The following is a 19,494-nucleotide window of genomic DNA, read 5'->3' as shown; positions in this document are numbered from 1 at the left end:
ACGCGTCGCGAAACGCAGCGATGAACCGCTATTCGTCCAGGCCGGCCAGCGCTCGGAGCACGCGGTGCTGGGCCTCCCGCTCGGCCCGCTCCTGCTCGGCCTGGGACCGGCCCGACGCCGCCAGCAGCAGCGCCTTGATCTCGGTGACCGCCGCCACCGGCTGCTCCAGGATCCGGGACACGAACCGCTCCCCCGTGGCCGCCAGCTCGGCGGCGTTGACCACGGTGCTGACCAGCCCGATCCGCAACGCCTCGGCGGCGTCCACCCGGCGGGCGGTGAGGCAGATCTCGGCCGCCCGGGAGTAGCCCACCAGCTCGACCAGGCGCTTGGTGCCGCCCAGGTCGGGCACCAGCCCCAGGCTGACCTCGGCCATGCTGAACTGGGCGTCCTCAGCCGCGATCCGGATGTCGCACGCCAGGCTGAGCTGAAAGCCGGCTCCGACGGCATGTCCCTGCACCAGCGCCACGCTGACCACCCCGGGGCGCGCGAACACCGCCAGGCCGTTCTGGTAGCCGGCGATCTCGGCGCTGGCTTCGTCGTGATCGGCCCGGGCCAGGTCCAGGACGGTCGGGATCCCCTCGATGCCTTCCGGGGTGAACATGGCCCGGTCCAGGCCGGCCGAGAAGGACGGCCCCTCGCCGCGGACCACCAGCACCCGCACCGTGCCGGGCAGCGCGTTGACCGTCCGGCTCAGCCAGGCCCAGGTCAGCGGGTTCTGCACGTTGCGCTTGGCCGGCCGGTTCAGGGTGAAGGTGGCGACCTGACCGGAGGAGGACAGCTCGACGGCGAACCCGGCGACGGCCGGGATCTCAGCCGGCCGGTAGCCGCTCTCGGGGATCAGGAGACGTTCTTCTTTCCCCGCGTGGCCCCGCCCCGACTGCGCAGCGACACCTCGTTCTCGCTCAGCAGCCGGTGGATGAAGCCGTAGGAGCGGCCGTGGCTGTCCGCCAGCTCGCGGATGCTGCGGCCCTTCTCGTACTGCTTCTTCACTTCAATCGCCAACTTGTTCCGGTCGGATCCCGTGATCCGGGCACCCTTCTTAAGATCAGCCACCGTCAGTCCTCTCATTGGATAACGCGGCGCAGCACCGTGGTTGCAGTGATCCTTTTTGCACGCCTCCTCTTGCTAGCAGGCCGGCCACCGCATAGCAATGCCAACGTGATCATCCAACGTCAGGCCAACGCGATCAGGTCGGCCAGATCGGCGCTCCAGGAGTCCTCGACCCCGTCCGGCAGCAAGATCACCTTGTCCGGATTGAGCGCTTCGACCGCACCCTCGTCGTGGGTCACCAGGACGATGGCGCCGGCGTAGTGGCGCAGCGCGTCCAGCACCTGCTCCCGGCTGGCCGGGTCCAGGTTGTTGGTGGGCTCGTCCAGCAGCAGCACGTTGGCCGCGCTGGTCACCAGCATCGCCAGGGCCAGCCGGGTCTTCTCACCGCCGGAGAGCACCCCGGCGGGCTTGTCGACGTCCTCACCGGAGAACAGGAACGCTCCCAGCACGCTGCGCAGCTGCAGGTCGGCGGGGTCAGGGGCGGCGCTGCGCATGTTCTCCAGCACCGTGCGCTCGGTGTCCAGCGTCTCGTGCTCCTGGGCGTAGTAGCCCAGCCGCAGGCCGTGGCCGGGGGCCACCTCGCCGGTGTCGGGCTTCTCGGCCCCGGCCAGCAGCCGCAGCAGCGTGGTCTTGCCCGCCCCGTTCAGGCCGAGCACCACCACCCGGGTGCCACGGTCGATCGCCAGGCCGACGCCGGTGAACACCTCCAGCGAGCCGTAGGACTTGGACAGGCCCTCGGCGGTCAGCGGGGTGCGCCCGCACGGCGCCGGGTCGGGGAACCGCAGCCGGGCCACCTTGTCCTGGGCCCGCACCTCGGCCAGCCCGGCGTTGAGCGCGTCGGCCCGGCGCAGCATCTGCTGGGCCGCCTTGGCCTTGGTGGCCTTGGCCCGCATCTTGTCGGCCTGGCCGCGCAGCGAGTCGATCTTGCGCTCGGCGTTGGCCCGTTCGCGGACCCGCCGGCGCTCGTCGGCCTCGCGCTGCTTGAGGTAGGCCTTCCAGCCGACGTTGTAGACATCGACCGCGCTGCGGTTGGCGTCGAGGTACCAGACCTTGTTGACCACCGCCTCCAACAGTTCGACGTCGTGGCTGACCACGATCAGCCCCCCGCGGTGACCCTTGAGGAAGTCGCGCAGCCAGGTGATCGAGTCGGCGTCGAGGTGGTTGGTGGGCTCGTCCAGCAGCAGCGTGGTGGGCTCGCCGGCCGAGTCGGCGAACAGGATCCGGGCCAGCTCGATGCGCCGGCGCTGCCCGCCGGACAGGGTCCCCAGCGGCTGGGCCAGCACCCGCTCGGGCAGGCCCAGGTGGGCGCAGATCCGGGCCGCCTCCGCCTCGGCGGCGTACCCGCCGAGCGCTGAGAACCGCTCCTCGAGGTGGCCGTAGCGACGCACCAACGCCTGGTCGGCGTGCTCGTCGGCCAGCCGGTGACCGACCGAGGTCAGCTCGTGCAGGATCTCGTCCAGGCCGCGGGCGGACAGGACGCGATCACCCGCGGTCTGCTCCAGATCGCCGGTGCGGGGGTCCTGGGGCAGGTAGCCGACGGGGGCGTTGCTGCTGATCTGGCCGCCGTGCGGCAGGGTCTCGGCGGCCAGAACCTTGAGGCTGGTGGTCTTGCCCGCCCCGTTGCGGCCCACCAGGCCGATCCGGTCGCCGGCCTGGACGCGCAGCGTGGTGGGCTGCAGCAGCAGCCGCGCGCCCGCGCGCAGTTCGAGATCGGTCGCGGTGATCATGTGAAGGCACTTTCCGGTACATGGCTGATGGGCAGATGAACAGGCCGGGCTCAGCGCGGAACGGTGCTCACACCACCCAGATTACCGCATCAGCCGGTCGCCTCCTGTGCCGCGATCGGGCCTGGCTGGCCCTGGCCCGGGTGGCCCTGGGCGGGCTGGCCCTGGCCCGGGTGGCCCTGACCCGGGTGGCCCTGGCCCGGGTGGCCCTGGCCTGGGTTGCCCTGGTCGGGCTGTTCCTGGGCAACAAGCCTTTCGGCCCGGCGCAGCGGCGCCAGAAGTGCCGCGACACACAGCACGCCGGCGATGCCTGCGATACCGACAGCGGCGGACGGCGACCAGAGTGTCGCCAGCACTCCCGCGGCCACCGAACCGACGCCCTGGATCGCGATCAGGCCGGCGCTGGCCAGCCCGACCGCTTGACCACGCAGGTGAAGGGGCGTGCGGCGGACGAAGCGAGTCACGACCGAGACCTGATACGCGCTGAACACCCCGCACAGCAGCCATAGCGCGAACGACAGCGGCAGCGTCGGCGACATCCAGCTGACGATCAGCATCGCGCTGGCAGCGGCAGCCAGGTAGGGCACCGCCCGGGCTCGAGCCGCATCCGAACCGCGCCGTCCGAACGCCCAGGCCCCGATCGCGGTGCCGGCCGGCATCGCCGCCATCATCAGCCCGGTCGCGGTGGCGCCGCCGCCGAGCGAGCGTGCGTAAGCGGGGGCGATCGCCTCCGGTGCGATGTAGAACACCGGCATCCACGCGAAGAGCACCAGGTAGCGCAGCAGCGGGTCACGATAGATCACCCGCAGGCCGCCCCTGAGCCTGCCGAGGTAGGACTTACCCACGGTTTCGTCGCCGGCCGCCGAGGCGTCCGGCGCGGCCCGGTTGGCCATGCCGTAACGAATGAGAGCGGCCGAGACACCGAAGGTGACGGCATCGATTAGCAGCGTCGTCCGCACTCCGAGGAAGGCGACGCACAGCCCGCCGGCGCCGAAGGCAACGAGCTGCGCCAACTGCCCGGTGACCACATTCAGCGAGACGCCCGCGACGTAATGCTTGGGAGGCAGCACTTCGGGCAGCACCGCCACCGACGCCGCCGAGAACGGCGCTCCCGCCAGCACGAGAAGGACGAGGACCACATCGATGACCAGCGTGCTCAGGTTGGCCGATGCCAGCACCAGGAGCAGCAGCAACCGGATCAGGTCACACGTCACCATCACCGTCCGCCGCGGATACCGATCAGCCAGCCCGGACAGGAAGACTCCCCCCAGCAGCGACGGCAGGAACGTCAGCGCGTAGGTGGTCGCGCTGATCACTGCCGAGCCGGAGCGCGCGTAGACGAGCAGCACGATGGCGATCCGGGCCAGCTGATCACCGGTGCTGGACTGCGCCGCCGCCAGCCACAGCAGCCGGTACTCCCGCACCCGCAAGGCGCCCCGGAAACTGGGGTCGGGCGTTTCCGCGTCAGGCTGCACGAAACCCAGCCACCCTCATTGCAGCCCCCCGACTGGATCGTCACTGACGCCGAGCAGGCTAACAGCAGACCAACCCAAAATAGGGTTATTCGGTAGGTCCGGTCCGTGACTGGATCGCACCGGTACCGTTCAGGGCGATGCCAGGCGGCTCCAGCAGCGGGGACCGCTCGTGCGGGGATGGTGACGATGCAGTTCAACGACGACGCTCAGCTGGACACCTCGGGAGTGCAGGATGCCCGTGGCGGCGGGATGGGCCGCGGTGGCCTGGCCGTCGGTGGCGGCGGGCTGGGGCTGGTCGGCCTGATCGCGGTGGTGCTGTTCAACGTCCTCGGCGGCGGTGGCGATGGCGGCGGCGGCCTCGGCGGGCTGAGCGGCCTCGGCCAGGGCTCGAACCCCACCTCGATCGACAACAGCGAGCTCAGCACAGAATGCCGCACCGGCGCCGACGCCAATGAGCGCGCGGACTGCGCGATCGTGGCCGACATCGACTCGGTGCAGTCGTTCTGGGCGACCGCGCTGCCCCGCGAGGGCGTCCGGTACAGCAAGTCCCCCACGGTGTTCTTCAACGGCGGCGTCAACACCGGCTGCGGCGCGGCCGACTCAGGCGTCGGGCCGTTCTACTGCCCGGCCGACCGCAAGGTCTACATCGACCTGTCGTTCTTCGAGGAGCTCAGGACCAAGTTCGGCGCGACCGGCGGGGCGTTCCCCAACGCCTACGTGATCGCCCACGAGTACGGCCACCACGTGCAGAACCTGATGGGCACCTCCGACCGGGTGGACCACCGCCAGAGCGGTCCGACCTCGGGCGCGGTGCGGCTGGAGCTGCAGGCCGACTGCTACGCCGGGGCCTGGGCCAACCACGCCACCACGGTGCCGGGCGCCAACGGCCGGCCGCTGATCGAGAACCTCACCCAGGAAGACATCGACGCCGCGCTGGACACCGCCGGGCGGATTGGCGACGACTGGATCCAGTCCAACCTGGGCAGCGGCGGGGTGGATGAGAGCAAGTTCACCCACGGCACCTCGGCGCAGCGGCAGAAGTGGTTCGGCACCGGTTACCGCACCGGCGACCCGGGCAGCTGCGACACCTTCAAGGCGTCCAACCTCGGCTGAGCCGTAGGCGCCTATGACACGAAGTCCCAGGCAAAGGGCTGAGGGCGACAAGTCAGCGCACAGGGGTTGCCACGCTAGCAACGGATAGTTAAGGACTCCGCTACGAGCTGCCGTGTCCCAACCACGACACGCTGCGCTTTGCACCAACGGATCCTCTTGGCTTGGTTAAGGTCCTGCCTAGACTGTGGAGGGGCATTGACATGACGGAGGAAGCCGGGCTCGACTTATGGAAGAAGATCGACCTCGGCAAGGTTCAGACCCAACAGTCGAGCAGCGAAGAGCCGGCGGAAAAGAAACCTAAGAAGACGGCCCCACGGTGGGCAATCAAAACAGCTTGGTGGATTCTCGACCTTCTCTGTGCGGGAATTTGGGTATTTAGCTTTATAAAGTTATTTGTCGCTGACGTAGACCGAGTGCTTGTCGATGCGATAGCACCCAGCATGCGCTGGCTTGTCGACTATCGAATTCTTGTGTTGCTTGGGTTACTCTCCATAGTGACTGTAGTATTCAAGCGTAAATACTTTTGGATTCCACTTTATCTGCTTTTCTTTCCCATAATTTTCGTGGCATGGAAGATTCCGCGCTTTTTCTATAAGCGGCGGAGCTGGGTTTTGGTGCTCGGTGCCTTACAAGTCGTAGTAACCCTCATTAGAGGCTTCAAGTTCACCTTAATCGCTACGACCCTTGCCGCAATAGCTATCGTCATTATTATAGTTTCGGATACGCAGTTCCCGCTCTACACCTGCGGAGTACTCTTACTCATTCTCTGGACCGCATACCTTTACCGCGCTGTGAGATACGCCTTTACTCAAGCTCGGTTCGTTCGATCTCAAAACCTACTACTAAAGAAAATCTTGGGAAGCAAAAATTTTTGGAAGTTCGTCTCGGTCGATCCCTCTATGCGTAGCACAGACATAGTGAAGCTCACCCCTGAGCAATCTAACCAAGCACTAATGAAGGTCGGCACAGGCCTTGCCGCGTACCGAGCGAGTCAGTTTTGGGCGTATCGTATTGACGAGTATCGCCGAAGCCCTGCATCTTACCTATTTGGGTTCATAGCAATTATTGGATTGATGGTTCAGGCCCTCATCATATTTACTTTTGTTAATCTTGCTTTATTCAAAGCCGCTCCACAAGAATTTTCAGTATCGGCTGGCACGAGTCATGCGCTATTCGCTCATTACACATTTTATAGCATGTATGTCAGTCAGGTTTCCGAAATTGTTCCGAAGGGTGCACTGGCAGGGTTTTTACAAGTAGCAGCAGGGTTCTCTGCAGCGCTGATAGTCCTTGTATTGGTCGTGACCATATTTTTCGGCTATAGAGAAAGCCGATACGATCAAACAGCCATGGATACGATCGGTGATATGCGTAAGCAAGCAGACCAGTTCGCAACACGATTCTCTACTGAATACCGCGAATCAGTCGACGAGGTCGCTCGGCGACTCGCTACTCTTGGATGGGATCTCTTCGGGCTACTAGGGTATTTAAGCCGTAACATTCCCGAACCACCGCTAGAAGATAAGCCACACGCCTAACGACGCTGGCAGCACCATGTCAGGCGTCCGACAACTAAGAGCGACTGGATTGCCGGGCCCGTATCGTTATTCGTTAACTCACCGATAAGTCCAGTACACAGGGGAGCTAGCCGTCTTCGCCGGACGACCGCTACTGTCGACCCTAGACGTTGAAGCCGAGCGCCCGCAGCTGCTCCCGGCCGTCGTCGGTGATCTTGTCCGGGCCCCACGGCGGCATCCAGACCCAGTTGATCTTCATGGCGCTGGCCAGCGGCTTCGGTCCGCCGGTCAGCGCGGCCTCGGCCTGCTCCTCGATCACGTCGGTCAGCGGGCAGGCCGCCGAGGTGAGCGTCATGTCGACGGTCACGGTGGCGTCATCGGCGATGTCCAGGCCGTAGATCAGCCCGAGGTCGACGACGTTGATGCCCAGTTCGGGGTCCACCACGTCGCGCAGCGCCTCTTCGACATCGTCATGCGACGGCTTGGGGATGGTGCCGGCTTCGGTCATCGGTGCGCTCCTTCGGTACGGTCCTGACGGTCTGAATTCTGACACCTGGTCATGCCGGCGCGCTCGCGGAGGAAGCCTCGGCCACGGCCGACTTCATCGCCATCCAACCCAGCAGCGCGCACTTGACCCGCGCCGGGTACTTCGACACTCCCTCGAAAGCCACCGCGTCATCCAACGCTTCGGCCTCGTCGTCGGTCAGCTCACTCTGCCCCTGGGACTGCATCAGCTCCAGGAACTTCTCCTGCAGGTGCAGCGCGTTGGAGACCGGCTTGCCGACCACCAGGTCGCTCATCACCGAGGTGGAGGCCTGGCTGATCGAGCAGCCCTCGCCGACCCAGCCCAGCTCGGCGATCTCGCCGTCGGACAGCCGCACCCGCAGCGTCACCTCGTCACCGCAGGTCGGGTTGACGTGATGCACCTCGGCGTCGAACGGCTCGATCTGGCCGCGGTTCTGCGGATGCTTGTAGTGATCGAGAATGATCTGCTGGTACATGGAGTCCATCGGCAAGCTCATCCGAACATCTCCTGCACTCGGGCCAGGCCGGCCACCAGCGCGTCGATCTCGGCGGTGGTGGTGTAGATGCCGAAGGACGCCCGGGTGGTGGCCGGGACGCCGTAGCGCACGCAGACCGGGCGGGCGCAGTGGTGCCCGGCGCGCACCGCGATGCCCTGCTCGTCGAGCAGCTGGCTGACGTCGTGGGGGTGAATGCCCTTGACGGTGAACGCGATGGTGGCGCCCCGGTCCTCGGGTGAGGTCGGGCCGATCACCTTCAGGCCCGGCACGGCCGCGAAGGCCTGCAGGGCGTAGCGGGTCAGCTCGTCCTCGTGCGCCTGGATGTTGTCCATCCCGATCGCGCTGACGTAGTCGATGGCCGCGCCCAGCCCGATCGCCTCGGCGATCATCGGGGTGCCGGCCTCGAACCGGTGCGGCGGCGGGGCGTAGGTGGTGCCGGTCAGGTCGACGGTCTCGATCATCTCGCCGCCGCCCATGAACGGCGGCAACTCGGCAAGCAGCTCGTAACGCCCCCACAGCACGCCGACCCCGGTCGGGCCGTACAGCTTGTGGCCGGTGAAGCCGAGAAAGTCGACCCCGAGCTGCTGGACGTCCACCGGCCGGTGCGGCACGGACTGGGCGGCGTCGAGGATGGTCAGCGCGCCGACCGCCTTGGCCCTGGCCACGATCCGGGCCACCGGGTTGACGGTGCCCAGAGCGTTGGACTGGTGGACGAAGGAGACCACCTTGGTGCGCTCGTCGATCCGCTCCTCGATGGCCGAGGTGACCAGCCGGCCGTCCTCGTCGATCGGGATGTAGCGGAACTCAGCACCGGTGCGCTGGGCCAGCAACTGCCACGGCACCAGGTTCGAGTGGTGCTCCATCTCGGTGACCACGATGTTGTCGCCGGGGCCGATCCGGAACTTCTCCGCGCCCGGGAAGGTGCTGGCGTTGGACAGCGAGTACGCCAGCAGGTTGAGCGACTCGGAGATGTTCTTGGTGAAGATCACCTCGTTGCGGCTGGGCGCGTTGATAAACGCCGCCACCTTGTCACGGGCCGCCTCGAACATCGTGGTGGCCTCAGAACCGAGGGTGTGCACCGCGCGCGCGACATTGGCGTTGTGCTGGGAGTAGTAGTCCTCCAGCGCGTCCAGGACCTGCCGCGGCTTCTGGGAGGTGTTGGCAGAGTCCAGGTACACCAGCGGCACCCCGTGCACCTGCCGGGACAGGATCGGGAAGTCCTTGCGGATCGCCTCGACATCGAACGAGCTGGTCACCTGCACCGCCTCACTGAGCTTTCTTTCCACACTCTGAACAACAACGAACCGGGTTCCGGCGATACCAGCGCCGGTGAAACCGCGGGACTTACTGCACGGCCGCCGGCTCGTTCACGCCGTAGCGGGCGTAGCCGTGCGCCTCGAGCTCGTCGGCAAGCTCGGCGCCACCGGAGTCCACGATCCGGCCGTCGAAGAAGACGTGCACGAAATCGGGCTTGATGTAGCGCAGGATCCGGGTGTAGTGGGTGATCAGCAGGGTGCCGATGCCGGTCTCGCGGACCCGGTTGACGCCCTCGCTGACCGTCCGCAGCGCGTCGACGTCCAGGCCGGAGTCGGTCTCGTCCAGGATGGCGATCTTGGGCTTGAGCAGCGACATCTGCAGGATCTCGTGGCGCTTCTTCTCACCGCCGGAGAAGCCCTCGTTGACGTTGCGCTCTGCGAAGGCCTTGTCCATCTCCAGCTCGCTCATGGCGGCGTTGACCTCTTTGACCCAGTGACGCAGCTTGGGGGCCTCGCCACGGATCGCGGTGGCGGCGGTGCGCAGGAAGTTCGACACCGACACCCCGGGGACCTCGACCGGGTACTGCATGGCCAGGAACAGGCCTGCCCGGGCGCGCTCGTCGACGGCCATCGCCAGCACGTCCTGGCCGTCGAGCAGCACCTGGCCCGAAGTGACCGTGTACTTCGGGTGGCCGGCGATCGAGTAGGCCAGGGTGGACTTGCCGGAGCCGTTGGGCCCCATGATGGCGTGCGTCTGGCCGGACTCGACCGTCAGGTTGACGCCCTTGAGGATGGGGGTGCCGTCCACGCCGACGTGCAGGTCGCGGATCTCAAGCATGGACATCTTCTCAGTTCTCCTCTTTCACGTGTGCTCGGGCAGCAGGAGCCGCCACGGGAGCTTGGGCAGCCGGAGCCGCCGCGGGCCGGGTCACTTGTCCAGCTCGGCGTAGACGTCGCCGTCGACCACCGTGGTCTCGAAGACCGGCACCGGCCGGGTGGCCGGCGGTCCGGTCGGCTTGCCGGTGCGCAGGTCGAAGCGCGAGCTGTGCAGCGCGCACTCCAGGGTGCAGTCCTCGACCTCGCCGTCAGAGAGCGGAAAGTCGGCGTGCGAGCAGACGTCCTCGATGGCGAACACCTCATCGCCCACCCGGACGACCGCGACCTCCAGGTCGTCCAGCTCGACCCGCAGCGGGACGCCCGGACTCAGCTCGGCCAGCGCGCACAGCCTGGTCGCCATCAGCTCTCCTCCAAGCCCGCGGGCGTGCCGCCGAGGCGGACGTCGATGCTGGCCATCAGCCGGTCGTGCAGGGCCGGCACCTTGATGTGGTCGATCACGTCGGCGAAGAAGCCGCGCACCACCAGCCGGCGGGCCTCGTCCTCGGGAATCCCCCGCGACTGCAGGTAGAACAGCTGCAGGTCATCGAAGCGGCCGGTGGCGCTGGCGTGGCCGGCGCCGGCGATCTCACCGGTCTCGATCTCGAGGTTGGGCACCGAGTCGGCGCGGGCCCCGTCGGTCAGCAGCAGGTTGCGGTTGAGCTCGTAGGTCGTGGTGGCCACCGCCGCCGGCCTGATCCGGACGTCGCCGATCCACACCGTGCGCGAGGTGTCGCCGTCAAGCACCGACTTGTAGACCACGTGCGAGCTGCACTGGGGCACCGAGTGGTCGACGTAGAGCCGCGACTCGTGGTGTTGGCCCTGGCCGGCGAAGGACAGGCCGTACAGCTCGGCTGCCGCGCCCGGCCCGGCGAAGTTCACCGTCGGGTTCAGCCGCACCACGGCGCCGCCGAGGTTGACCGCGATGTGGGTGTAGCGGGCGTCCCTGCTCAGCCGGGCGGCGTGCGCGGCGACGTGGATGGCCTCGGCGTCCCAGTCCTGGACGCTGATCAGGCTGAGGTCCGCGCCGTCGCCCACCAGCACCTCGACGTTGGCGGCCACGGTCGCCTCACCGAGGTGGTCCATCACCACGGTGGCCGAGCTGTAGGCGCGGGCGTCGATGACGAAGTGGCCGTAGTTGAGGCCGGGCTTGCCGATCGAGCGCAGCGTCACCGGCTCGGACAGCCGCGTCTCGGCGGGGATGGTGACCAGCACCACCTGCCCGACGTTGGCCGCGGCCAGCGCGCTGACCCGGTCGGCGGGGGTCAGCGCCGTGCCGACCAGCTCGTGATCGCGGCCGACCACCTGGACGGTGACGCCCGCCGGCAGCTCGGTCTCGAAGCGGAACGAGTCCTGTGACGTGAACGGCTGGAACAGCGGGCGCAGCTTGCGCAGCGGGCTGAACCGCCACTCCTCCTCGCGGCCGTTGGGCACGGCGAAGTCATCGGGATCGCGGGAGGTGAAGCGTTCGGAGGGTGACCCGCTGGTGGGCGTGAGGAGTGTCGTCATATGTGCGTTCCGACTGCTCCCCCACAGCTTCGGGCCGGCCAGATGTGCCTGGCCCGCCCGAGAACCTGTGGAGGTGCTTAGCCGACCGCTCCTTCCATCTGCAGTTCGATCAGCCGGTTCAGCTCCAGGGCGTACTCCATCGGCAGCTCGCGGGCGATCGGCTCGACGAAGCCGCGCACGATCATCGCCATCGCCTCGTCCTCGGACAGCCCGCGGCTCATCAGGTAGAACAGCTGGTCGTCGCTGACCTTGGAGACGGTCGCCTCGTGACCCATCGACACGTCGTCCTCGCGGACGTCGACGTAGGGGTAGGTGTCGGACCGGCTGATGGTGTCGACCAGCAGGGCGTCGCACTTGACGGTGGACTTGCTGTGGTGGGCGCCGGGCTCGACCTGGACCAGGCCGCGGTAGGAGGTCCGGCCGCCGCCGCGGGCCACCGACTTGGAGATGATCGTCGAGGAGGTGTGCGGCGCGGCGTGCACCATCTTCGCGCCGGCGTCCTGGTGCTGGCCCTCGCCGGCGAAGGCGATCGAGAGCACCTCGCCCTTGGCGTGCTCACCGGTCATCCAGACCGCCGGGTACTTCATGGTCACCTTCGAGCCGATGTTGCCGTCGACCCATTCCATGGTCGCGGCCTCCTGGGCGACGGCGCGCTTGGTGACCAGGTTGTAGACGTTGTTCGACCAGTTCTGGATGGTGGTGTAGCGGCACCGGCCGCCCTTCTTCACGATGATCTCCACGACCGCCGAGTGCAGCGAGTCCGAGGAGTAGATCGGCGCGGTGCAGCCCTCGACGTAGTGCACGTAGGCGTCCTCGTCGATGATCATCAGGGTGCGCTCGAACTGGCCCATGTTCTCGGTGTTGATCCGGAAGTAGGCCTGCAGCGGGATGTCGACGTGCACGCCCTTGGGGACGTAGATGAACGAGCCGCCCGACCACACCGCGGTGTTCAGCGCCGCGAACTTGTTGTCACCGGACGGGATCACCGTGCCGAAGTACTCCTTGAACAGGTCCTCGTGCTCGCGCAGCGCGGTGTCGGTGTCGAGGAACAGCACGCCCTGGGTCTCCAGGTCCTCGCGGATCTTGTGATAGACGACCTCGGACTCGTACTGCGCCGCGACCCCGGACACCAGCCGCTGCTTCTCGGCCTCGGGGATGCCGAGCCGGTCGTAGGTGTTCTTGATCTCCGCGGGCAGGTCGTCCCAGGAGGCGGCCTGCTTCTCGGTCGAGCGCACGAAGTACTTGATGTTCTCGAAGTCGATTCCGGACAGGTCCGAGCCCCAGTTGGGCATCGGCTTCTTGCGGAAGATCTCCAGCGCCTTGAGCCGGCGCTCCAGCATCCAGGCCGGCTCGTTCTTCAGGGCCGAGATGTTGCGCACGACGTCCTCGCTCAGACCACGCCGGGCGGTGGAGCCGGCCAGGTCGGTGTCTGACCAGCCGAACTTGTAGGTCGAGAGCGCCTCGATCTGCTCGCCCTGGGTGATAGCGCGCTCAGCTGCTGTGGTCATCTATGTGCCTCTCGGTCTTGGAAACCGTGGTCGTGGAACTCGTGGATCTCGCGGTGGTCGTGGAACTGGTGGTGGTCGGCGGTCTCGTGGCGGTCGGCATCGGGATCGCGTGCGAGACGTGGGTGGTGCAGACGCCGTCGCCGTGAGCGATGGTGGCCAGCCGCTGGACGTTGGCGCCGAGCACCGAGGCCAGCGCCCGGGTCTCGGCCTCGCACAGCTGCGGGAACTCGGCGGCGACGTGGGCCACCGGGCAGTGGTGCTGGCAGATCTGGCTGCCCTGCCCGGCGTTGCCGGCCGGGGTGACCTTGGCCGCGTAGCCCTCGGCGGTCAGCGCCGCGGCGACCAGGCCGGCCTTGTCGCGCGGATCGGCTTCGGCGAACTCCGGCTCGGTGATCTGGGCGCCGATCCGGGCGACCAGCGTGCTGGCCCGGTGCTCGGCGAAGGCCACCACCGCCGCCTCGCCGCCGGTGTCTCGCAGGTAGCGCAGCGCCGTGGAGGCCAGGTCGTCGTAGGCGTGTCCGAAGCCGGCGCGGCCGGCGTCGGTGAGGGCGTAGGCGCGAGCCGGACGGCCCCGGCCACGCGGGCGCAGGCTGGACGCGCGCGGTTGCACCTCGACGAAGATCCCGTCGGCGACCAGCGCGTCCAGATGCCGGCGGACGGCCGCGGCGGACAGCCGCAGGCGCTCGGCCAGCGCGGCGGCGGTCAGCGGGCCCGATTCCTGCACCAGCCGGGTCACCGCGTCCCGGGTGCGGCCCTCGCCGGGGTCCACGCCGGCAGCCGGTGCGGGCACCGGTGTCGGGGCGGCTGAGCCAGCGAATTTCACAAGATAAGTATGACGTATTTCCTGACCCGATCCCAGCCGGGGCCTGCCCAGGCGGGCGAAGTGTCGCGTGGCGTTGCTCTCATCCTCCCCCAGAAACGAGTCCGCCGGGCGGTTTGGACGCTTACGTGCCGGATGCCACGGCCAGGAGGGCGGGACAGCAGGCGCCGGCCGAAGCGGTAGGTTCGCGGAGTGCTGTACCGCGCCGCGGAACTATTCGTCTCACCGCTGATTCGCGCCTATTTCAGGCCGCAGGTCAGCGGCCAGCAGTACGTGCCGCGCACCGGTCCCGCCATCCTGGCCGCCAACCACCTGTCGGCCGCGGACGAGGTGTTCACCCCCATCACCGCCGGGCGCCAGGTGCTGTACTTCGCCAAGGCCGAGTACTTCAACGGCCCCGGCCTGCGCGGCAGGATCACCGCCTGGAGCTTCCGGGAGTTCGGCCACGTGCCGGTGGACCGGGACAACCCGCGGGCCGCCGCCAACACCATCGACGTCGGCGTCGAGCTGCTGGCCCAGCAGAAGGCCCTGGGCATCTACCCCGAAGGCACCCGGTCCCCCGACGGCCGGCTGCACAAGTTCCGCACCGGGGTCGCCCGGCTGGCCCTGCGCTCGGGCGCCCCGGTCATCCCGGTGGGGCTGATCGGCACCGACAAGGTGCTGATCGAGGGCGACCGGCACTGGTACCGGCAACCGGTCGAGGTGCACTACGGCCCGGCGCTGGACTTCTCCGGCCGCGCCGAGGAGGAGCGCTCGTCCCGGGTGCTGCGCGAGGTGGCCGAGACCATCCGCGAGGCCGTCCAGAAGCTGTCCGGCCAGGACTACGTCGACACCTACGGCAGCGCGGTGAAGTCCGGCGAGTGAGCCGGCGAGTTCCGCCGGTCACCCGGCGGGGCTGCCAGTGCGTGTCCGGGCCCGGCAATACCTAGACTTGACCAGTGCCCGCCGCCGCAGCCGTTGAGATCACCGATCTCGTCAAGCGCTATGCCGGCCGGCCGGCCGTGGACGGCATCTCACTGACCGTGCCGCGTGGTCAGCTGCTCGCGCTGCTGGGCACCAACGGCGCCGGCAAGACCACCACCATCGAGATCTGCGAGGGCTTCCGGCGCGCCGACAGCGGCCGGGTCAGGGTGCTCGGACTGGACCCGGCGACCGATGGCGGCGCGCTGCGTCCCAAGGTCGGGGTGATGCTGCAGGGCGGCATCGGCGGCTACACCGGAGCCCGCGCCCTGGAGCTGCTGCGGCTGTTCGGCAGCTACGCCGCCGATCCTCTCGACGCCGCCGACCTGCTCGCCGAGGTGGGCCTGGCCGAACAGGCGGGCACCCAGGTCAGGCGGCTGTCCGGCGGCCAGCAACAGCGGCTGTCGCTGGCGATGGCGCTGATCTCACGTCCGGAGCTGCTGTTCCTGGACGAGCCGACCACCGGTATGGACCCGCAGGCCCGGCGCTCCGCCTGGGAGCTGATCCGCCGGTTGCGCCGCGACGGCGTCAGCATCGTGCTGAGCACCCACTACCTGGACGAGGCCGAGGAGCTGGCCGACCACGTGGTGATGCTGCACGCCGGCCGGATCGTCGCCGAGGGCAGCCCGGCCGAGCTGACCCAGGCGGGCTCCACGGGCCAGGTCAGGTTCTCGGCGCCGGCCGGCCTGCCGATCGAGGAGCTGCGGGCCGCGCTGCCGGCCGGCGCCCAGGTCAGCGAGCCGGCCGCCGGGCGCTACCTGGTGGCGGGCGAGGTGACCCCGGCGCTGCTGGCCGCGATCACGTCCTGGTGCGCGGCGCGCGACGTGCTGGCCGAGGGGCTCAACGTCGAGCGGCGCAGCCTGGAGGACGTCTTTCTGGCCCTGACCGTGCCGTCGTCGCTGCCGCGGACCGGCCGATGACCGCCAGCTTCGCGCCGGCCCCCGGCGCGGCGCCGGCGTCGCGGATGCTGGCCGCCCAGACCCGGATGGAGCTGCGGCTGCTGCTGCGCAACGGCGAGCAGGTCGCGCTCACGCTGGTGATCCCGCTGCTGCTGCTGTTCTTCTTCAACCTGCCGCTGCTGTACTCACTCGACACCCCCCGGCGGATCGACTTCGTGGTTCCGTCGGTGCTCGCGCTGGCGGTGATGAGCGCCTCGTTCACCGGCCTGGCCATCGGCACCGGCTTCGAGCGCAAGTACGCGGTGCTCAAGCGGCTGGGGGCCACCGCGCTGCCCCGCCGGGTGCTGCTGCTCGGCAAGACCCTCGCGGTGCTGATCCTGCAGCTGCTGCAGGCCGTGCTGATCTGCCTGTTCGGCCTGGCGCTGGGCTGGCGTCCGAGCGGCGGAGCGGTGTCGGCGGCCGTGCTGATCGTGCTCGGCACCTTCGCCTTCGGCGGCCTGGGCCTGCTGCTGGCCGGCACCGTCCGGGCCGAGATCACGCTGGCCTCGGCGAACCTGATCTGGCTGGTGCTGCTGTTCGCCGGCGGCATCGCCATCCCGCTGTCGCGCTACCCGCAGGCGGTGGCCGACGTGCTGCGCTACCTGCCCTCGGCCGCGCTGTCCGACGGCCTGCACCAGGTGCTCGAACAGGGCGCCGGGCTGCCGGTGCGCCCGGCGCTGGTCCTGCTGCTGTGGGCGGCGGTGGCGTTGCCGGCCGCGGCGCGCTGGTTCCGTTGGGAGTGAGGGTTCGGTGGGGGTGAGCGAGACGAGCCGGCTGCGCAAACCGGCCACGCTGCGCCGGCTGGCGCTGGTCTCGATGCTGGCCAACGTGCTGATCGTGGTGACCGGCGGCGCGGTCCGGCTGACCGGGTCAGGGCTGGGCTGCCCGACCTGGCCGTCCTGCACCGAGGACTCGCTGACCCCGACCAAGGAGTACGCGGCGCACGGCGTCATCGAGTTCGCCAACCGGCAGCTGACCTTCGTGCTGAGCGCGGTGGTGCTGGCAACCCTGGTGGTGGCCGTGCTGGTCCGCCGGCAGGCCAAGCTGGCGGCGCTGGCGGCGATCGGCATCCCCGCTCAGGCGGTGCTGGGCGGCATCACGGTGCTGACCGGCCTCAATCCGTGGACGGTGGCCGCGCACTTCCTGCTGTCGATGGTGATAATCGCGATCACCTTCGCGCTCTGGTGGCAGCTGCGCGAGGATCCCGAACCGGTGGCGGGTTCGGCCGGGTTGCCGGCGGCGGGTCCGTCCGGGTTGCCGGCGGCGGGTCCGGCCGGACTGCGCACGGCGGGTCAGGCCGGGCTGCGTGCCGCCGCCATGGTGATCGTGGTGCTCACCGCGGCGGTGCTGGCCATCGGCACGGTGGTGACCGGCAGCGGCCCGCACGCCGGTGACGAGGGAGCGACCAACCGGATCGACTTCGACCCGGCCTCGGTGTCACAGCTGCACGCCGACGTGGTGCTGCTGCTGATCGGAGTCAGCCTCGGCTTCGCGGTGCTGGCCCGGGCCGCCGGCGCCTCACCACGGTTGCAACGGGCCGCCTGGCTGCTCGTCGGGGTGGAACTCGCCCAGGGCCTGATCGGGTTCGTGCAGTACTTCACGCACGTTCCGGCGTTGCTGGTGGGCATCCACATGCTCGGCGCCTGCCTGGTGTGGCTGGCTGCCCTGGCGGTCCTGGCGCACGCCCTGGCCACGCCGGCCCGCACCGACCCGGTGCCGGTCAAGCCGCTGGCCGGCCAGCGGCGCTGACCTCGGACCACGCTGGAGTCGCTCAGCGCGGGTGAGCCAACCAGCGGCTGAGCCGATCAGCCCTACGGCTTGGTGGTGCCTGTGGCCGGCGGGGTGCCGCCCGCTGGAGCTGCCGAGCTGCTGGTGGTCGGGGTGCTCGTGGCGGTGGGGCTGACAGAGGTGCTCGTCGGCGTGCTGCTCGCCGAGGACGGCGGTGCGCTGCTGGTCGGCGGCGCACTGCTGGTGGGCGGCGCGCTGCTGGACGGCCGCGCGCTGGTGCTGGACGGCGGCGCGCTGCTGGTCGGCGCGGCACTGCTGCTGGACGGCGGCGCGCTGCTGGTCGGCGCGGCGCTGGTCCGGGCCGTGGTGCCCCCGGTGCCCGCGCTCGGGACCGAGCCGATCGGGGCCAGCGAGGTCGGCGTGTTCGAGGGCTTGACGCTGGCCTGTGGGTTGACGCTGCTGGACACCGCCTGCCCGGGCAACACATTCGACGGATCTCTCGGGGCCGGGTCCCGCACCAGCAGCAGCCCGCCGGCCGTCAGGGCGGTGATCAGGACTGCCGCGGCAGCCGCGGCGCCGACCAGCGGTCCCCGGCTGGCGCTGGCAGCGCGTCGCCGGTGTGGCTCGGCAGGTTCGTAGGGTTCGTCGTCGACCGGTGGCGGCATCGGCGAGAGGCCGCTGCTGATGAAGGAGGTCGGCATGTCCGGGCTGGCAGCATCTGCCGGCGCCATCCCGCCAGGAGCGTTGGTGAAACCCCCGCCGTCGGTGAAACCCCCGCCGTCGGTGAAACCCGCGCCATTGGTGAAACCCCCGCCGTCGGTGAAACCCGCGCCGTCGGCCAGCGCTGCCGCCCCGACCGCTCCGGACGCGGCAGCCACCCCGGTGGCAGCGACCACTCCGGTGGCAGCGGCCGCCCCGGAGGCGGCGGCCAGCGGCGCGCCGCCGGCCAGCACCGCGTCCCCGGCGAGCAGCTCGGTGCCGGCGACGGCCAGTATCGGAGTCGGCATCGCGATGCCGTCGCGCAGCGTACGGGCCACCTCGGCCGCGCCCGGCCGCTGCTCCGGATCGGTCGCTGTCATCGCCTGCAACAGCTCCGGCCACGGCTGGGGCAGGCCGGCCGGGATCTCGGGTGAGCGATCCAGCCGGGCCAGCACCGCCTCCAGCGCCGGGCCTTCGAAGGACCGCCGTCCGGTGAATGCCTCGATCAGCACCAGGCCGAGCGCGTAGATGTCGGCCGCCGGGCCGACCTCGGCGCCACGGGCCTGCTCGGGGGCCAGGTAGGACGCCGTCCCGATCATGAAGTCGGCACTGGTCAGGTGCTCGCTGCCCAGCAGCCGGACGATGCCGAAGTCCGAGAGCCGGGCCCGGACGGTGTCGCCGATGGCGCCGTCGGCTCCGAGCAGGATGTTGGCGGGCTTGATGTCGCGATGCACCATGTGCTGGGCGTGCACGTAGGCCAGCGCGCCGGCGATCTGGACGGCGATCTCGCGGGTCTCGGGCTCGGCCAGCGGGGCCTGGGCGATCTGGGCGGCCAGGCTGGGGCCGTCGATCAGCTCCATCACCAAGAAGGCCGGCTCGCCGTCGGAGCCGATCGAGCCGTCGAACAGGGTGATCAGGTTGGGGTGGCTCAACCGGGCCAGCGTCTGCAGCTCCAGCTCCTGGCGCTGCACGCCGCCGGTGACCTCGTCCGGGTCGGTGTGGGTGCGAAACACCTTGACCGCGACATCGCGGGCCAGCAGCTGGTCGTGCGCCCGGAACACCTCGGCCATGCCACCGGCGCCGATCCGTTCGACCACCTGGTAACGGCCGCCCAGCAGCCAACCGGGCTGGCCGGGCTGTGGCGGGGACGGCACTGCCGCTGGGATCGGCAATGCCTCGGTCGCCGGACCGAGATCGTCGCCGGCAGCTCTGTCAGCACCGGCGTCAGCGCCAGTGCCCGGGTCGTTGGAAATAGGTCCCCCAGCCAGCACAAAAGAGACGCTGTTGGCTCAGCGATCCGCC

The 19,494-nt window shown here is 69.0% G+C and carries 19 protein-coding genes; 6 read left to right on the top strand and 13 right to left on the bottom strand.

Features of this window, described 5'->3' with window-relative positions:
- Positions 1 to 28 precede the first annotated feature (28 nt).
- From VF557_15745 to VF557_15730, 4 genes are all read right to left on the bottom strand, one after another.
- On the bottom strand, positions 29 to 778 hold the full coding sequence (locus VF557_15745) for an enoyl-CoA hydratase/isomerase family protein (GenBank protein HEX8081664.1): 750 nt from the start codon (positions 776 to 778) through the stop codon (positions 29 to 31).
- Positions 779 to 837: 59 nt separating this feature from the next.
- The gene (locus VF557_15740; GenBank protein HEX8081663.1) at positions 838 to 1,053 is read right to left on the bottom strand and encodes a helix-turn-helix domain-containing protein; all 216 of its coding nucleotides are present in this window, start codon (positions 1,051 to 1,053) and stop codon (positions 838 to 840) included.
- 119 nt (positions 1,054 to 1,172) lie between these two features.
- Positions 1,173 to 2,777, bottom strand: coding sequence for an ABC-F family ATP-binding cassette domain-containing protein (locus tag VF557_15735; GenBank protein HEX8081662.1), 1,605 nt, complete (start codon positions 2,775 to 2,777; stop codon positions 1,173 to 1,175).
- A gap of 89 nt (positions 2,778 to 2,866) precedes the next feature.
- Positions 2,867 to 4,249: an MFS transporter gene (locus VF557_15730; protein HEX8081661.1), complete on the bottom strand. Its 1,383-nt coding sequence runs from the start codon at positions 4,247 to 4,249 to the stop codon at positions 2,867 to 2,869.
- A gap of 186 nt (positions 4,250 to 4,435) precedes the next feature.
- Between VF557_15730 and VF557_15725 the strand changes: the two genes are divergently transcribed.
- Both VF557_15725 and VF557_15720 read left to right on the top strand, forming a co-directional pair.
- A complete protein-coding gene (locus VF557_15725) occupies positions 4,436 to 5,362 on the top strand; it encodes a neutral zinc metallopeptidase (GenBank protein HEX8081660.1) in 927 nt (308 codons plus the stop codon).
- 200 nt (positions 5,363 to 5,562) lie between these two features.
- Positions 5,563 to 6,900, top strand: coding sequence for a hypothetical protein (locus VF557_15720; GenBank protein HEX8081659.1), 1,338 nt, complete (start codon positions 5,563 to 5,565; stop codon positions 6,898 to 6,900).
- 142 nt (positions 6,901 to 7,042) lie between these two features.
- Here VF557_15720 and VF557_15715 read toward each other — a convergent pair whose 3' ends face one another.
- From VF557_15715 to VF557_15680, 8 genes are all read right to left on the bottom strand, one after another.
- Entirely contained in the window at positions 7,043 to 7,387 is a 345-nt protein-coding gene (locus tag VF557_15715; GenBank protein HEX8081658.1) for a metal-sulfur cluster assembly factor, read from the bottom strand.
- A gap of 49 nt (positions 7,388 to 7,436) precedes the next feature.
- Positions 7,437 to 7,901: an SUF system NifU family Fe-S cluster assembly protein gene (locus tag VF557_15710; GenBank protein HEX8081657.1), complete on the bottom strand. Its 465-nt coding sequence runs from the start codon at positions 7,899 to 7,901 to the stop codon at positions 7,437 to 7,439.
- Positions 7,898 to 9,157, bottom strand: a complete 1,260-nt coding sequence (locus VF557_15705; protein ID HEX8081656.1) for a cysteine desulfurase — start codon at positions 9,155 to 9,157, stop codon at positions 7,898 to 7,900. The genes VF557_15710 and VF557_15705 overlap by 4 nt, the downstream gene beginning before the upstream one ends.
- An 88-nt stretch (positions 9,158 to 9,245) precedes the next feature.
- Positions 9,246 to 10,001, bottom strand: a complete 756-nt coding sequence (sufC, locus tag VF557_15700; protein HEX8081655.1) for a Fe-S cluster assembly ATPase SufC — start codon at positions 9,999 to 10,001, stop codon at positions 9,246 to 9,248.
- Positions 10,002 to 10,085: 84 nt separating this feature from the next.
- Entirely contained in the window at positions 10,086 to 10,394 is a 309-nt protein-coding gene (locus VF557_15695) for a non-heme iron oxygenase ferredoxin subunit (GenBank protein HEX8081654.1), read from the bottom strand.
- Complete coding sequence (gene sufD / locus VF557_15690) at positions 10,394 to 11,539, bottom strand: Fe-S cluster assembly protein SufD (protein ID HEX8081653.1); 1,146 nt, start codon at positions 11,537 to 11,539, stop codon at positions 10,394 to 10,396. The genes VF557_15695 and sufD overlap by 1 nt, the downstream gene beginning before the upstream one ends.
- A 77-nt stretch (positions 11,540 to 11,616) precedes the next feature.
- On the bottom strand, positions 11,617 to 13,047 hold the full coding sequence (sufB, locus tag VF557_15685) for a Fe-S cluster assembly protein SufB (protein HEX8081652.1): 1,431 nt from the start codon (positions 13,045 to 13,047) through the stop codon (positions 11,617 to 11,619).
- Positions 13,031 to 13,870: an HTH domain-containing protein gene (locus tag VF557_15680; GenBank protein ID HEX8081651.1), complete on the bottom strand. Its 840-nt coding sequence runs from the start codon at positions 13,868 to 13,870 to the stop codon at positions 13,031 to 13,033. The genes sufB and VF557_15680 overlap by 17 nt, the downstream gene beginning before the upstream one ends.
- Positions 13,871 to 14,059: 189 nt before the next feature.
- Between VF557_15680 and VF557_15675 the strand changes: the two genes are divergently transcribed.
- The 4 genes from VF557_15675 (at position 14,060) to VF557_15660 (ending at position 17,514) form a co-directional block, all read left to right on the top strand.
- Positions 14,060 to 14,731, top strand: a complete 672-nt coding sequence (locus VF557_15675) for a lysophospholipid acyltransferase family protein (protein ID HEX8081650.1) — start codon at positions 14,060 to 14,062, stop codon at positions 14,729 to 14,731.
- 74 nt (positions 14,732 to 14,805) lie between these two features.
- A complete protein-coding gene (locus VF557_15670) occupies positions 14,806 to 15,747 on the top strand; it encodes an ABC transporter ATP-binding protein (protein ID HEX8081649.1) in 942 nt (313 codons plus the stop codon).
- The gene (locus VF557_15665; GenBank protein HEX8081648.1) at positions 15,744 to 16,508 is read left to right on the top strand and encodes an ABC transporter permease; all 765 of its coding nucleotides are present in this window, start codon (positions 15,744 to 15,746) and stop codon (positions 16,506 to 16,508) included. Before VF557_15670 ends, VF557_15665 begins: the two co-directional genes overlap by 4 nt.
- 13 nt (positions 16,509 to 16,521) lie before the next feature.
- A complete protein-coding gene (locus tag VF557_15660) occupies positions 16,522 to 17,514 on the top strand; it encodes a COX15/CtaA family protein (GenBank protein HEX8081647.1) in 993 nt (330 codons plus the stop codon).
- Between the two features lie 62 nt (positions 17,515 to 17,576).
- Here VF557_15660 and VF557_15655 read toward each other — a convergent pair whose 3' ends face one another.
- Positions 17,577 to 19,346 (bottom strand): serine/threonine-protein kinase, encoded by a 1,770-nt coding sequence (locus VF557_15655; protein HEX8081646.1) that lies wholly within the window; start codon positions 19,344 to 19,346, stop codon positions 17,577 to 17,579.
- Between the last annotated feature and the right edge of the window lie 148 nt (positions 19,347 to 19,494).

Source organism: Jatrophihabitans sp. (assembly GCA_036389035.1).
Taxonomy (GTDB): Bacteria; Actinomycetota; Actinomycetes; order Mycobacteriales; family Jatrophihabitantaceae; genus Jatrophihabitans_A.
The sequence above is the reverse complement of the archived record's forward strand: the minus strand, read 5'-3'. Positions and strand labels throughout refer to the sequence as shown.

Excerpts from the sequence above, each read along its gene's own strand:
- VF557_15735 (HEX8081662.1), bottom strand. The coding sequence starts at position 2,777 with ATGATCACCGCGACCGATCTCGAACTGCGCGCGGGCGCGCGGCTGCTG.
- VF557_15725 (HEX8081660.1), top strand. The coding sequence starts at position 4,436 with ATGCAGTTCAACGACGACGCTCAGCTGGACACCTCGGGAGTGCAGGAT.
- VF557_15720 (HEX8081659.1), top strand. The coding sequence starts at position 5,563 with ATGACGGAGGAAGCCGGGCTCGACTTATGGAAGAAGATCGACCTCGGC.
- VF557_15715 (HEX8081658.1), bottom strand. The coding sequence starts at position 7,387 with ATGACCGAAGCCGGCACCATCCCCAAGCCGTCGCATGACGATGTCGAA.
- VF557_15710 (HEX8081657.1), bottom strand. The coding sequence starts at position 7,901 with ATGAGCTTGCCGATGGACTCCATGTACCAGCAGATCATTCTCGATCAC.
- sufC (HEX8081655.1), bottom strand. The coding sequence starts at position 10,001 with ATGTCCATGCTTGAGATCCGCGACCTGCACGTCGGCGTGGACGGCACC.
- VF557_15695 (HEX8081654.1), bottom strand. The coding sequence starts at position 10,394 with ATGGCGACCAGGCTGTGCGCGCTGGCCGAGCTGAGTCCGGGCGTCCCG.
- sufD (HEX8081653.1), bottom strand. The coding sequence starts at position 11,539 with ATGACGACACTCCTCACGCCCACCAGCGGGTCACCCTCCGAACGCTTC.
- sufB (HEX8081652.1), bottom strand. The coding sequence starts at position 13,047 with ATGACCACAGCAGCTGAGCGCGCTATCACCCAGGGCGAGCAGATCGAG.
- VF557_15665 (HEX8081648.1), top strand. The coding sequence starts at position 15,744 with ATGACCGCCAGCTTCGCGCCGGCCCCCGGCGCGGCGCCGGCGTCGCGG.